At 31.7% G+C, this 15,053-nt stretch carries 13 protein-coding genes; 11 read left to right on the top strand and 2 right to left on the bottom strand.

The annotated features are described in order from the left end of the window. Positions 1-6 precede the first annotated feature (6 nt). From SCHRY_RS04300 to SCHRY_RS04285, 5 genes are all read left to right on the top strand, one after another. The gene (locus SCHRY_RS04300) at positions 7-1,218 is read left to right on the top strand and encodes a hypothetical protein (RefSeq protein ID WP_016339235.1); all 1,212 of its coding nucleotides are present in this window, start codon (positions 7-9) and stop codon (positions 1,216-1,218) included. 125 nt (positions 1,219-1,343) lie between these two features. Continuing rightward, positions 1,344-2,330 (top strand): fructose-bisphosphatase class II, encoded by a 987-nt coding sequence (locus SCHRY_RS04295; protein ID WP_016339234.1) that lies wholly within the window; start codon positions 1,344-1,346, stop codon positions 2,328-2,330. 45 nt (positions 2,331-2,375) lie between these two features. Next, on the top strand, positions 2,376-2,876 hold the full coding sequence (locus tag SCHRY_RS05605) for an aldo/keto reductase (protein ID WP_016339233.1): 501 nt from the start codon (positions 2,376-2,378) through the stop codon (positions 2,874-2,876). A gap of 39 nt (positions 2,877-2,915) precedes the next feature. Further along, the gene (locus tag SCHRY_RS05600; RefSeq protein ID WP_236607986.1) at positions 2,916-3,182 is read left to right on the top strand and encodes a hypothetical protein; all 267 of its coding nucleotides are present in this window, start codon (positions 2,916-2,918) and stop codon (positions 3,180-3,182) included. A gap of 50 nt (positions 3,183-3,232) precedes the next feature. After that, positions 3,233-4,375, top strand: coding sequence for a hypothetical protein (locus tag SCHRY_RS04285; protein WP_016339232.1), 1,143 nt, complete (start codon positions 3,233-3,235; stop codon positions 4,373-4,375). 31 nt (positions 4,376-4,406) lie between these two features. On the opposite strand, the gene SCHRY_RS04280 is transcribed toward SCHRY_RS04285, so the two are convergent. Then, the gene (locus SCHRY_RS04280; protein ID WP_016339231.1) at positions 4,407-5,267 is read right to left on the bottom strand and encodes a Cof-type HAD-IIB family hydrolase; all 861 of its coding nucleotides are present in this window, start codon (positions 5,265-5,267) and stop codon (positions 4,407-4,409) included. Positions 5,268-5,433: 166 nt separating this feature from the next. On the opposite strand from SCHRY_RS04280, the gene SCHRY_RS04275 reads away from it, so the two are divergent. From SCHRY_RS04275 to dnaJ, 5 genes are all read left to right on the top strand, one after another. Continuing rightward, positions 5,434-7,575 (top strand): ATP-dependent Clp protease ATP-binding subunit, encoded by a 2,142-nt coding sequence (locus tag SCHRY_RS04275; protein WP_016339230.1) that lies wholly within the window; start codon positions 5,434-5,436, stop codon positions 7,573-7,575. 93 nt (positions 7,576-7,668) lie between these two features. Continuing rightward, positions 7,669-8,691, top strand: a complete 1,023-nt coding sequence (gene hrcA, locus SCHRY_RS04270) for a heat-inducible transcriptional repressor HrcA (RefSeq protein WP_016339229.1) — start codon at positions 7,669-7,671, stop codon at positions 8,689-8,691. 18 nt (positions 8,692-8,709) lie between these two features. Further along, complete coding sequence (locus SCHRY_RS04265; protein WP_016339228.1) at positions 8,710-9,354, top strand: nucleotide exchange factor GrpE; 645 nt, start codon at positions 8,710-8,712, stop codon at positions 9,352-9,354. A gap of 56 nt (positions 9,355-9,410) precedes the next feature. Then, a complete protein-coding gene (dnaK, locus tag SCHRY_RS04260; protein ID WP_016339227.1) occupies positions 9,411-11,186 on the top strand; it encodes a molecular chaperone DnaK in 1,776 nt (591 codons plus the stop codon). 72 nt (positions 11,187-11,258) lie between these two features. Beyond that, the gene (gene dnaJ, locus SCHRY_RS04255; RefSeq protein ID WP_016339226.1) at positions 11,259-12,392 is read left to right on the top strand and encodes a molecular chaperone DnaJ; all 1,134 of its coding nucleotides are present in this window, start codon (positions 11,259-11,261) and stop codon (positions 12,390-12,392) included. A gap of 29 nt (positions 12,393-12,421) precedes the next feature. Here the strand turns inward: dnaJ and SCHRY_RS04250 are convergent, their stop codons facing one another. Then, a complete protein-coding gene (locus SCHRY_RS04250; protein WP_144060289.1) occupies positions 12,422-12,745 on the bottom strand; it encodes a rhodanese-like domain-containing protein in 324 nt (107 codons plus the stop codon). A gap of 109 nt (positions 12,746-12,854) precedes the next feature. Between SCHRY_RS04250 and SCHRY_RS04245 the strand changes: the two genes are divergently transcribed. Next, on the top strand, positions 12,855-14,963 hold the full coding sequence (locus SCHRY_RS04245; protein ID WP_041611901.1) for a polyribonucleotide nucleotidyltransferase: 2,109 nt from the start codon (positions 12,855-12,857) through the stop codon (positions 14,961-14,963). The last annotated feature ends 90 nt before the right edge of the window (positions 14,964-15,053 follow it).

Genomic DNA, 15,053 nt, shown 5'->3' with positions numbered 1-15,053 from the left:
ACAAGAATGAGTCTAAGAAAACTTGAAAAACCAAAAGCCACTCAGTTAGTTTCAGCCGCTGAGTTTAAAAAAATTAAATCAAAAAAAACAGTAATTGTTGGAATTTCCCATGGTCTTATTGCGGCCGTAATTTATTCCCTTGTGCCATTACTATTATATATCCTGCCGGCAAATGGAGGTTATGGTGATTTAAATTCAACTTTAAATACAACTTTTTATGTAACAATACAAGAAATAATGGCAGCAGTTGTAATGTTTTTATTTTATAAACCGACTAATTTTATTCGTTATTTTAAAAAATTACGTCATAAAACAGCGTGATTAATTATTTTATTTGGATTCCTTGGGGGACCATTCGCAATGATTTTTTTACAATTAGCAGTCTTAATGACAATTAATGCAGCTGGAAAAGTTGATGGAACTGTCCCAAATTTATTATTAAATTTAAATGTTATTTTAGCAGCAGTTGGAAGTATAATTTTCTTTCGTGCCCGTCAAAGTAAATATACATGAATTGCTTTAATTCTTTCAACAACATTAATTATTGGAATGTCAATTAACTTTGCTGTTGAACAAGGGTTAAGTTGAAGTTCAATTGGGGGAATGTGTTTAGCGTTAGTAACAGCTGGATTATATTCTTTAGAAGCATTAGGAATGTCACATTTAATGCGTAGCTCAAAAGTTAAATTTACTGACAAAGAAGCAGTTTCAATTAAAACTGGTTCATCAGCGCTTATTATGTTAGTTTTTGGGTTACCAATCGCAGCGTTAGTTGATAATCCTCATCAAGGTTTTTGAGTTGGTTATCAAATATTTAGTAATTTTCAATATTATCAATATTTAATAATCTTCTTATGTGGAGGAGTTATTATGGGAACAGGGCGAATGCTGTATTATTCAGGGTTATCAAAAGCGGGACCAACTTATACAACAGCAACGCAGTTATTAATGTTCTTTTGAACACCAGTCTTCCAATACTTATTTATTGCGATTGGCGTTCCAACCGAAATTTTACCACCAACATGATATTATTGAATTTATGTTATTCCAATTATTTTTTGTACCTTCTTGATTTCAATTAATGAATATATTATTTTTGCTACAGAAGTCGGTTGACGTAAGGCCTTATCCGAACTCTTTCATAAGGTTGAAGTGGTTGATTCCTTACATGATGAAAAAGCAAAAGATAAATTAATTGATAAAACTAATAAAGAATAGAAAAAAATAAATAAGGTTTTGCCGAAAAAAAATTTTAAAAAGATAAAATTATTCGCGCAAACCTTATTTTTTTATGATTAAATTATAATAACAAAAAAGAAATAATTAGATGGGCGAGGAAAAGTATGGAAACAAATAGTCTTTTATTTTTACGAGCGGTTGAATTAGCTGTCATTGCCGCGTCACCATTGGTTGGAAAACATGACAAAAATACCCTAGATCAAAAAGCGGTCGATATTATTAATAGACTATTAACAAATAACAATGCTAAAGCAAAAATTGCAATTGGTGAAGGAGAATTGGATGCGGCACCAATGTTATACCAGGGCCAAACGTTTACGGAAAATCAAGCTATTACAATTGATATTGCTGTTGATCCAATTGAGGGAACTTCGCCTGCTAGTAAAAATGAAGAAGGTTCAATTTCATGCATTGCCATTGCGAAATCAGATTCAATGTTGCAAATTCCTGAAATGTATATGGAAAAATTATTTATTGGCAAAAATTTAGCAAAATATGTTGATTTTAATTTAGAAATTTTTGAAATTCTTAAAAAATTAGTTTCAATTAAACCAAATTTATCATGTATTATTTTGGATAAACCACGTCATCAAGCAATAATTGCTAAAATGCGTACCTTAGGGATTCAAGTGTGGTTGATTAAAGAAGGAGATGTGTTAGGGGCTATTGATGTGGCCCTAAGAAAAGCGGATTTTTTATATGGGACTGGGGGTGCCCCTGAAGGGGTTTTAATGGCTTCTCTTGCAATTGCAACAAACCATCAAATGTGAGCAAAATTAGTTGGATATGATCAAATCTGGCCAAATGAACCAGAAACATTAGAACGGGTTGGAATTGAACAAAAGGTCTTACAACAAAAAAAATTGACTTTTAATACAATTTTCACTGAACATGATTTAGTTCAAGATGAAAGTACGATGTTTTTTGCCGCAAGTTTAACTGGTGGAACAGTTTTAAAACCACTAACAGTAATAAATGATGAATTTGTCGTGAATTCATTTATTGGCTATAACAATATTTATCATCAAATCATTTCAAAATATCCAATTAGAAAAACAATGGATGAATTATTAGTTCATTATAGTAAGTAACAATAGTACTAAATTTATTATTAATTAATAGATGGAGGTATTAAAATGTTGAACCAAGTGGAAAAAGTTGTGTTGGGAACTATGGACATTGAAGATGAAAATGTCATTATTAATGCTTTAAAAAATGGGTATGAAATAATTGATAGCGCGGAAGAATATCAAAATGAGAAAATAATCGGGCGAGCAATTAAGCATTATCTTAATGAAACCCATCATGAGCGCACAGACTTAATTATTGCGACAAAAATAAGTGCTCATAGTGTTGAGAAAAATCAAACTAAAAAAGTTGTCTACCAAGCATTAGAAAATCTGCAATTAGATTATTTGGATATTGTTTTATTACATCATCCTAGTCTTAATTTTGAAGCAACAATTAAAGCTTATCAAGAGTTATTGACCCTTAAAAAAGCAGGATTAATCCGGACGGTTGGAGTTAGCAATTTTGACAAAGATATGATTAAATTATTATATGCCAAAACAGGCTGCTATCCTGAAATTAATCAAATAGAATTTAGCCCATTTAACCAACGATGAGACCGGATTTAATTTTGTCAAAATAAAAATATTTTAGTTCAGGGTTATGCGGTGTTGAGAGGTTTAAAATGTAGCGGTTTATTATCACAAAAAACTTTACAAGCAGAAGCTGAAAAATATAATTGTACTGTTTTTCAGCTAATCTTATTATGAGTTAAATATTTTAATATTCAGCCAGTTGTTAGCGCCCATAAACTTAGTCATTTACAGCAAAATATTTTGTTACCAAAAGTTAAATTAGCAAGAAGTACCATTAAATTAATTAGTAGTTTAAATATGTATGAAAATATTTATCCAGAATTATTTAATGTAATATAATAAATTAAGTTATTCAAGCGTAAAAATTATTTTTAAAGGGGGAAAAAAAGATGGTTAAAACTACAAAAAATTTAGTTTTAATAATTATTTTAGTTTCAGCAATTGTTGCTGGGACAATTATTGGGATTGTTGTCTGGTACTTTACTAGTGTCGCAAGTCAACAAAATCCTTATGCAACAAATTGTCTACTATATCAAAATCATAGTTCAGAAAAAGTCGATTTAAGTCGAGAAAATAATTCAGAAGAATTATTAAATCAATTGGCATCCGACAATCTAATTTTAAACAATCAGCATCGAGTTGTTCCTGACATTAATAACGATGATGTTGCTTTAATTAAACGTTGTGAAAGCAACATGATTTATAAGGCTAGTTCGCAAGCGGTTAATAATTTTAATAAATTAGTTAGTAACCCAAAATTTACCGACCTAAGACAAATTGAACAAGCCTTAAGAAATAATAGCTATTATCAATATGAATTGACAAGTTTAAGTCAACAAGCAGATTTTGGGGATCAAGTGAATTTTAAAAATAATATCTTAAAATTCTATAATGCTTTTTATAACCTATATGGTCAAGAAATGTTTGAAAAATTACTTTATAATATTCAAATATTAGATGTGCTTGAAGACTCTATAGCTTATACTAATAGGTTAGCTGATCGCCGCGGATTTTTCCAATGTATTGTCTTTGGACCTTTAGTTGGTCAGGCCAGTCTTTCAAAAAAACAGTATGATCAAGGATGATGAGCGGCTCCCGATAATAGTGAAGTAGTTGTTCATGAAACAGGACATGCGTTAGCTAATTTTGCATATATTTTAAAAGGAAGCCGTAATTTAATTCATAGTAATTTTAATCCCAAACCAGGTGTTTGTTCAAAGTTAGATTCAATTGGGGGCGATGTCGAAATATATGTTAATAAAGTTGATCCTAATGATTATCTTGTCAAATATTTAGGGGAACGAGCAGGAATTAGTAGCGCTTTTCCCAAACAACAAACATTAGCAGCATGATCATTTGTTCAGTCAGAATATGGCCGTAGTGGAGTTAAAAATTATGGGGGGAATAGTGAATTATTTGCTGAATCTTTTGTCCAATGATTTTTAACACCAGACGATAAAAAAGGACTAAATTGAGAAATTTTAAATGAATTTTTTACTAGTGCTTTAAAAGATAATTATTTATTATCATAAAAAAATAGGTTTAATAACTAAACCTATTTTTTTATACTTCTTCTCCAGCCAGTAGTTTTTCTAAATAGTGACCAACCCCACCTTCTTCATTAGTTAAATGGGTAATTCCCCGTGCTACAGTTTTTAGGGCGTCATTACCATTTTTCATGGCCACCCCGTAGCCAACAGCTTCTAACATTTGTTGATCATTCAACTCATCACCAAAAGCAATCACATCACGAATATCAACATTATAGTATTGGGCTAAAATAACAGCGGTAAAACCTTTTGAAACAATTTTATTAGTAATATTAATCATTAATTTACCATCGTTACTTTTTGCCCCAATGTGGGCATGAACTGAATTTTTATAATTTTCTAAAGCCCGAAAAATTGTATCTTTGTCTTTTTCATCTTTAAGATATAAGGCCATATTACTAGCAGGACCACGTCATAGTTCATAAGGGTTAGCAATAAAATATTCATCATCAATTTCATTATCAAGATGAAAATAGTTTTCAATTGTGGCATCTTTTTTTCAACAAATTGCTTTGTCATAGTGCTCAATTAGTAAGTTATCAAGTTTACCAATAATATTGGGATGATTTATGATCCCAATAATAACATCATAGGAAATTGAAAAGACAATTCGTTTAAATTCTCGTTTTAACGGATCATGAATATGACCACCATCAAAATTATTTAATAGTGTATCTAAGCCTAATTGACGATAAAAACGAATACTTGCCCGGTATGGGCGTCCAGTAATGATACAAACTTTATGACCATCCATTGTCGCTTTTTGTAAGACAGTTAATGTTGTTGGGTGAATTGTTACTCCATCATTCATTAATGTTGTGCCATCAAGGTCAATTAAAATTAAGCGCTTCTTATTTAAATGTTGTAATTGCATTGTTATCCCACCTTACTATTTCCACATTAATTATATCCAATATTTATTATAATTGGAAAATTTTGATAATTTTAGCAGTAATACCTTGTATTTGCTAGAATATCTGCTATGATTAAGATATATTAGCAATCATAATAAACGAGTGCTAACTAGGGAGGTAGGTATTATGGAATTTCAACAACAGTATGAACCAGGCAAAGATCCAAAAATTCTTGAAAAATTTACCAAAAACTTAAATAAAGAGGCAAGTATTGGTAAATTAGAACCAATTATTGGCCGTGATGATGAAATCAATCGTGTTATTCGAATTTTATCACGGAAAACTAAAAATAATCCCGTTTTAATTGGGGAACCAGGGGTTGGGAAAACAGCCATCGTTGAAGGCTTAGCCCAACGTATTATTAAAGGAGATGTTCCAAGTAATTTAAAAAATAAAGTAATTTATGAATTAGATATGGGAGCTTTAATTGCTGGGGCTAAATTCCAAGGGGAATTTGAAGAACGATTAAAAGCTATTATGAATAAAGTTAAAGAATCAAATGGAGAAATTATCTTATTTATTGATGAGCTACACTTAATTGTTGGAGCAGGTAAAACGCAAGGAAGCATGGACGCTGGAAACTTATTAAAACCAATGTTGGCCCGTGGTGAACTACACTGTATCGGGGCCACAACTTTAGATGAACATCGCTTATACATTGAAAAAGATGCGGCGTTAGAACGAAGATTTCAAAAAGTAATGGTTAATGAACCAACCATTGAAGAAAGTATATCAATTTTGCGGGGATTAAAAGAGCGTTTTGAAACTTATCATGGGGTTAAGATCCATGATAATGCTTTAGTTGCGGCGGTTAACTTATCTTCACGTTATATTAGTGATCGTTTTTTACCTGATAAAGCAATTGATTTAGTTGATGAAGCATCAGCGACAATTAAAACGGAAATTGCCTCAGTTCCAACAGAATTAGATACATTAAATCGTAAAATTATTCAGTTAGAAATTGAAAAAGCAGCGTTGCAAAAAGAAGCTGATCAAATTTCAAAAGGTCGTTTAGCTGATATTGAAACAGAATTAGCGCCATTAAAAGTAAAACAAGAAAAACTAGAAGCGCAATGAAATAGTGAAAAAAATGCCATCAAAAATCTAAAAGAAGTTAAATCACAAGTTGAAAAATTAAAAAAAGAACTAGATTTAGCCCAGTTAACAGGGGACTTTAATCGTGCTGGGGAAATTAAATATTCATTATTACCAGCATTAGAAGAAAAATTACACCAAGAAGAACAGATGGCTTCGGAATCACATTTATTAAAAGAAGATGTGACAGAACGTGATATCGCTAAAATTGTTGGCAAATGAACAGGGATTCCTGTTGATCGCTTAGTTGAAAAAGAAAAAAGTAAATTATTAAATTTAAATAAAATTTTACGAAAAAGAGTCCGTGGTCAAAATGAAGCAATTGAAGCTGTTGCTGATGCAATCTTAAGAAGCCGTAGTGGCATTAAAGACCCTGACAAACCAATTGGAAGTTTTCTTTTTTTAGGACCAACTGGAGTTGGTAAAACAGAAATTGCTCGTAGTTTGGCATATGTCTTATTTAATTCAGAAAAACAAATGGTGCGACTAGATATGTCAGAATATATGGAAAAACATGCCGTAAGCCGCTTAATTGGAGCACCTCCGGGCTATGTTGGTTATGAACAAGGAGGACAATTAACAGAAGCCGTTCGTCGTAACCCATATTCAATTGTGTTATTTGATGAAATTGAAAAAGCTAATCCTGAAGTATTAAACATTTTATTACAAATTTTAGATGATGGTCGTATTACTGATGGCCTTGGTAAAACCGTTGACTTTAAAAATACAATCATTATTATGACTTCAAATATTGGATCAGAATATTTATTAAATGAAAACAATGAAGGGGTTGGGGTGAAAATTCAAAAAGAATTAGCAAAACATTTCAAACCAGAGTTTTTAAACCGTATTGATAATGTTATTGTCTTTAGTGCTTTATCAAAAGAAATTATTAAAGAGATTGTTGAAAAAGAATTAGGGGAATTAACACAACGAATTGAAACAAATAAAAATATTCGATTAGTATTTTCCGAAGCTGTTTTAGAAAAGATCATTACTGAAGGTTATGATCGGGAATTTGGGGCTCGACCAATCAAACGTTATATTCAACGCAACATTGAAACGCTAATTGCTCGCGCAATTATTACCGAAGAAATTAAAGAAGATAATTCATACACAATTGATGTTGATAATAAAGAATTAGTAATAAAAACCAGCACAAAATTAAATTAGCACTTGAATTATTGAAATGATAATTTATAATGTTATTGTTAGCACTAAATAGTGTTAATTGCCAGAATATTATTTGGAAAAGGAGGTGCTGATATGTTAACATCACGACAAGCTAATATTCTAAAGATTATTGTTGAGGAATATACAAAAACAGCACAGCCAGTTGGTAGTAAAACAATAATGGAAGCAGATTTAATTGATGCTTCTTCGGCAACAATTCGCAATGATTGTGCATTACTTGAAAAAGAGGGTTTTTTAGAAAAAGAACATGCTTCTTCAGGACGAATTCCTTCAACAAAAGGTTATCGTTATTATGTTGATAATTTAATGCATAGTAAAAATATTGATGATATTAAAAACCGGATTGAGTTATTGTTTTCAAACCGAAATATGACAATTAATGATATTTTAGATCAAACAGGCCAAATTCTTAGTGAAATGACAAATTTAACAACAGTAGTTGTTGGACCTAACTTTCAAGAAGAACGGTTAAAAAAATTGGAGTTATTACCAATTTCAGATAAACAAACTTTAATTATCTTTGTTTTATCAAATGGCCATGTTCAAAACAAGTTGTTCACAATTGATGATAATATTTCAATTGAAGACTTACAAATTTCAATTGAATTATTTAATACGCGGTTGGAAAATACCAAATTAAATGAATTATCAGCTAAATTTGAGGTGATTCGCCCAATTTTAGAACAACAAGTTCAACACCATGAATATATTTTAAAACAATTTGCTAATGCCTTAACAAGTATTATTAAACCATCATATTCAACCCATGGGATGCAGTATATGTTACAAAATCCTGAATATAATAATCCAGAACGAATTAAACAAATTATTCAGTTTATTGAAAATGTTTCACCGTTTAACTTTTTTAAAAAAGTTCAAAATGGTAAAAGTAATGCTGTTTCAATTCAAATTGGTAATGAAATCCAACTTGATAATGGCAATGATGATGTTGCCTTATTATCAACAACATATAAAGTTGATAATGTTCAAGAAGGAGGAATTGCCTTAGTAGGACCAAAACGATTGGAATATGATAAGGTTCATGAAATTCTTGAGTGATTAGCTAATAAAATCCGAGAAACATATCAAGAATAAGAGAAGGAGGTCTAAAAAGTGAGTAAAGAAAATATAAATGATACTTCACCATCAAAGTTAAAAGAAAAAATTGAACATTTACGTAGTGAACTTGTTAAAAATCAAGATTTAACAAGTAAAAATATTCGTCATGAATTAGATCCAGCCGAAGAAGGTTTAACAAAAATTACGGAAGTTAAAGATAATTTGGAAGTTGTTATCTCTGAATTAGAACAAGAAATTGACTTATTATTAAAAGATAACAATCGCTTACGCGAAGAAAAGTTGTTGGTTTTAGCTGATGGGGAAAATTTAAAGAAACGAATTCATGAAGAACTTGGTGAAGTTAAACGATTCCGTGCCTTTGGTTTTGCCGAAAAATTATTACCAGTGTTAGATAACTTTGAACGGGCTTTAGAAGTTGAAAATGTCAGTAGTGAAGTTAAAAACTTTTTAACCGGGTTTGAAATGATCTATAAATTAATTAAATTAACATTTAGTGAAGAGGGAATTGTTGAAATTCCAGTCAAAACAGGTGACGAATTTAATCCGCAGTTACATGCGGCAATTGAAACAATTGAAAGCCAAGAAGTAAAATCAGGGTCAATTATTCGTGTCTTGCAAAAAGGTTATTACTTACATGGTCGTGTCTTACGCCATACCGCGGTAGAAGTCGCAAAATAAAAAATTAAAAAAATAAATTATGAGAAAATAAATGCAGAAAAGGAAGGAATGATATTATGTCAAAAATTATTGGAATTGATTTAGGAACTACAAACTCTTGTGTTGCTGTCATGGAAGGAAAGGAATTTAAGGTTTTAGAAAATCCAGAAGGGCAACGTACAACTCCCTCAGTAGTTTCATTTAAAAATGGAGAAATTATTGTTGGGGATGCTGCTAAACGTCAAGCAGTAACTAACCCAAATACAATTAGTTCAATTAAAAGAAAAATGGGAACTAATGAAAAAGTAGATATTAATGGTAAAAGTTATACACCAGAACAAATTTCAGCTGAAATTTTACGTTACTTAAAAACTTTTGCCGAAAAGAAAATTGGTCAACCAGTTACCAAAGCAGTTATTACTGTTCCAGCTTACTTTAATGATGCTCAACGTCAAGCAACAAAAGATGCTGGGAAAATTGCTGGGTTAGATGTTGAAAGAATTATTAACGAACCAACTGCTGCTGCTTTAGCATATGGAATTGATAAAACAGATAAAGAACAAAAAGTTTTAGTTTACGACTTAGGGGGAGGAACATTTGACGTTTCGATCCTTGATTTAGCTGATGGAACATTTGAAGTATTATCAACTTCAGGAGATAACCATTTAGGGGGAGATGACTTTGATGAAGTTATCATCAATTGAATGGTTGAAGAATTTAAAAAAGAAAATGGCATTGATTTAACAACAGATAAAATGGCAATGCAACGTCTAAAAGAAGAAGCTGAAAAAGCGAAAAAGAATTTATCAGCACAATTACAAGTTGAAATTGCAGCCCCATTTATTACAGCTCGTGATGGAAATCCATTACATATGAATTTAACTTTAACACGTGCTAAATTTGATGAAATGACAAAAGGTCTAGTAGAAAGAACAATTGAACCAGTCCGAAAAGCATTAGCTGATGCAAAATTAAAACCAAGTGATATTGATCAAGTTCTATTAGTTGGAGGAAGTACAAGAATTCCTGCTGTTCAAGCAGTAATTAAAAAAGAATTAAATAAAGAACCAAACCGTACAATTAACCCAGATGAAGTTGTAGCGATGGGAGCTGCAATTCAAGGTGGGGTTTTAGCTGGAGATGTTAAAGATGTTTTATTGCTTGATGTGACACCATTATCATTAGGAATTGAAACATTAGGGGGAGTCTCAACGGTCTTAATTCCTCGTAATACAACAATCCCAACTTCAAAAGCACAAGTATTCTCAACTGCTGTTGATAATCAACCTGCTGTTGATATCCATGTCTTACAAGGAGAACGTAAATTAGCGGCCGATAATAAAACGTTAGGTCGTTTCCAATTATCAGGAATTGAACCAGCGTCAAAAGGAATGCCACAAATTGAAGTTAAATTTTCAATTGATGCAAACGGAATTGTCTCAGTTTCGGCAAAAGACTTAAAAACAAACCAAGAACAATCAGTGACAATTACAAGTGGTCAAGGGTTAAGTGAAGAAGAAATTCAAAAAATGGTTCGTGAAGCCGAAGAAAATAAAGAAAAAGATGAATCAAAATTAAAAAATATTGAATTACGTAATAAAGCAGAAACATACTTAGCAACAATTGATCAAGCGTTAGTTGGGAACCGTGATAAAATGGCCCCAGAGCAAATTGAGCAAACAGAAATAATGGTAAAAGAAATTAAAGAATTATTAGAAAAAGAAGATTATGCTGGTCTAGAAGCAAAAATGCAAGTTTTAGAAGAAGCAATGGCCCAAGCAGCGCAATTTATGAATCAAGCTCCAGATAGTGATGAAGAAAAAATTGCTGAAGACGAAACAAAAGAAGACTAATCTAATTAGTTGAGATAACTAAAATTTTAGTTATCTTTTCTTTCGAGAGTAGAAAATAGGATGGTGAACAAAATGTCAAAAAAAGACTATTATGAAGTGTTGGGAGTTAGTAAAACAGCGACTGACGATGAAATTAAAAAAGCATTTCGCCAGTTAGCAAAAAAATATCACCCAGATGTTTCAAAAGCCCCTGATGCCGAAGCAAAATTTAAAGAAGTAAATGAAGCCTACGAAGTTTTATCTGATCCTTCAAAACGCGCTAACTATGATCAGTTTGGTCACAGTGGAATGGAAGGAATGGGTGGCTTTGGTCAAGGTTTTGGTGGCTTTGGTGGTTTTGGTGGTTTTGAAGATATTTTCTCTGGTGGTTTTGGTGACATTTTTGAAAACTTTTTTGGTGGGGGTGGCAAAAAGCAACGAGCAGGTCATAGCCAACCAATTAAAGGACAAGACTTAGCTGCCCAAGTATCAGTTTCTTTAAAAGAATTAATGTTTGGTAAAACAATTACATTAGAAGTTGAACTAGATAAACCATGTACTAGTTGTGAGGGAACGGGGGCTAAAAACCCAAAAACTGATATTCATCAATGTACAACATGTAAAGGATATGGTTATGTAAATATAGAACAACGCAGTTTGTTTGGAATTGTTCAATCCCAACAACCTTGTCCGGATTGTAAAGGAAAAGGAAAAGTAATTGTTAATAAATGTCAAAGTTGTAAAGGGAAAGGTCGTAGTTTAGCAAAAGAAAAAATTGATTTGGAATTACCAAAATCAGTAGCTGGAAACCATCTACGTTTCCGTCAAAAAGGAAACTATGGTTATAATGGTGGACCACGGGGTGATATTTTTGTTGATTTAATTATTAAACCAAATAGTTATTTTAGCCGTCTTGATGAAAATACTTTAGGATTAAAACTACCGGTTAGTTACTTAGATGCTTTACTGGGTGGCGAAATTACCGTCCCAACATTTGATGGGGATGTGCGCTTAAAATTACCACCAAATACAAAATCAGGGTCAGTTTTTAATATTCCAAATCATGGTTTTTTCCGTTCACCAACTGCAACAAAACGTGGGGATTTAATTGTCACAATTGATATTGCCATTCCAACGACTTTATCAAGTGCTGAAAAAGAAAAACTAAAAGATTTAAAAGAAACCAGTGATTTTAAAGTTAATAATAATTTTTATGAAAATTTATAAAAAAATTGTAGATATTACTACAATTTTTTTTATTTTAAACTATCTTGCCAACGATAATAGCCATAAATGCCATGTTCTAGAACAAAAGCATTATGATAACCGTGCTGACGTAATTCATGAGCGGCATCACTACTGCGATTACCTCCATTACATAAAGTGATAATTAACTCATCTTTATCATCAATAAAATTTTCAGGATTAGTTATTAAATCATAAAGATAAACATTTTTACTATTAGGTAAGGTTTTTAAGGAATTAAATTCAATTGCTGTTCGAACATCAAGGAGTAAAGCTTTATCTTTTAGATTTTCAAAAGTAGAATTATCAAGATAAATTGAATGATTTTTCATCATAACAGACCTTCTTTCTGCTAATTTCCATTATAATAATATCATAACATCTCTGAGGCAAATAGAAATAATGTATGATAAAATTAACAAGAATATAAAGAAAGGCGATACTATGGCAAAGCAAATATTTAAAAAAATAATTAATAATAAGGAAATTACCGTTGAACATGGCCAGTTAGCAAAACAAGCAAGTGGTTCAATTTTAATTCGTTTAGGTAAAACTGTTATTTTGGCAACTGCTACAACAAATCCAACTCCAACAGAATTAGATTTTTTCCCCTTAACAGTTGTATTTCAAGAAAAGTTATATTCAGTTGGAAAAATCCCAGGTGGGTTTTTAAAACGCGAAGGAAAACCTTCCGAATATGGAATTTTATCAGCACGAGTAATTGATCGGGCATTACGACCATTATTTTCCGAAAACTTCCGTAATGAGGTGCAAATTGTCATTAATGTCTTAGCTGTTGATAATGATCATGATGTTCGAATTGCCAGTTTATTTGGGGCTTCATTAGCTTTAGGAATATCAAAAATTCCCTTCAATGGCCCCGTAGCTAGCGCCTTAGTAACAATTGATGAAAAAAATCAAATCATTGTGATGCCAACATTAGAACAATTAAATAATGGGCGTATGGAATTGATTGTTGCTGGAACCGAAAATGAAATTAATATGGTTGAAGCTGGTTGCCAACAATCATCCGAAGAAGAAGTCTTGCAGGCAATAATGGTGGGTCATCAGTTTATTAAAGAATTAAATGCTTTCCAATCTGAAATTATTAGCGCCGTTGGTGAATCTAAAATGGTAGTTGAATTATTTACAATTCGAGAGGAAATCAGCAATTTTGTGCAGCAACATTATGCTGATCAATTAATTAAAGCTGCCCAAATTCGTGAAAAAATTGAACGCTATCAGACAATTAGCGAAATTGAAAAACAAGCAATTGTCAAATTTCCTTGGTCAGAAGAAAAGGATGAAAAATTAAAACGCCGAATGTTGTTAGAATTATCAACGTGTTTAAAAAATGTTGTTCGCGATGAAATTCGTCATCAAATTACTGTTCAAAAATTACGCTTAGATAATCGTCAGCTAGATGAAATTCGACCGTTAGATAGTGAAATTGATTTATTACCAATTGTGCATGGTAGTGCTTTATTTACAAGAGGAGAGACACAAGTTCTATCTATTGTTACTTTAGGGGCATTAGGGGAAAACCAAATTATTGATGGCATTACTGATGAAGAAGGTAAACGTTTTATGCATCATTATAATTTTCCGCCTTTTTCAGTTGGAGAAACTGGGCGAATGGGAGCACCATCACGTCGTGAAATTGGTCATGGGGCTCTTGGCGAAAAGGCGTTATTACAAATCCTACCAAGCGAAAAAGAGTTCCCTTATACAATTCGAATTGTTTCAGAAGTATTAGAATCAAATGGATCAACTTCGCAAGCCGCAATTTGTGCTTCAACATTAGCATTAATGGCAGCAGGGGTCCCAATTAAAACCCCAGTTGTTGGAATAGCTATGGGTCTTGTTAAAAATGATGAAAATTACACTATTTTAACAGATATTCAAGGAATGGAAGATCACTTAGGAGATATGGACTTTAAAGTTGCTGGTACAAAAGATGGAATTTGTGCTTTACAAATGGATATTAAGATCAGTGGAATTACACAAGAAATTTTATGAGAAGCTTTATTAGCGGCAAAAAAAGCTCGCACAACATTATTAGCAAACATCTTAGCAACAATTCCGGCACCGCGAATAGAATTAGCCCCAACAGCTCCAAAAATGAAAACATTTATGATTCCAGTTGAAAAGATTCGGGATGTAATTGGGACAGGGGGAAAAACCATTACCAGCATTATTGAAAAATCAAATAATGTTAAAATTGATATTGAAGATGATGGTCAAGTGACAATTTATCATAAAGACTATGAGGCAATAAATAGGGCTTATCAATTAATTAAAGATATAGTTTTCCCTGTTGAAATAAATCAAGAATTAATTGGAACAGTTGTTAAAATTGAAAAATTTGGGGCATTTGTTAATTTAAAAGAAAATCTAGATGGGTTAATTCATATTTCCAAACTAGCTGATCATCGCGTTGAAAAAACCGAAGATATTGTTAATGTCAATGACCAAGTTAAAGTTAAAGTAATTGAACTTGATAGTAAAGGAAAAATCAAACTTAAATTATTAGAAGTAATAAAAAGCAAATAGTTAGTTTGTTTTTTATTTTTTTAATTTCATCTTTTCAAACCGATATTTTGCTATAATTAGTATAATAAATGTATTAATAGAGTAGGAGCG

Source organism: Spiroplasma chrysopicola DF-1 (genome assembly GCF_000400935.1).
Taxonomy (GTDB): Bacteria; Bacillota_I; Bacilli_A; order Mycoplasmatales; family Mycoplasmataceae; genus Spiroplasma; species Spiroplasma chrysopicola.
This window is presented reverse-complemented; position numbering and strand designations above follow the sequence as displayed.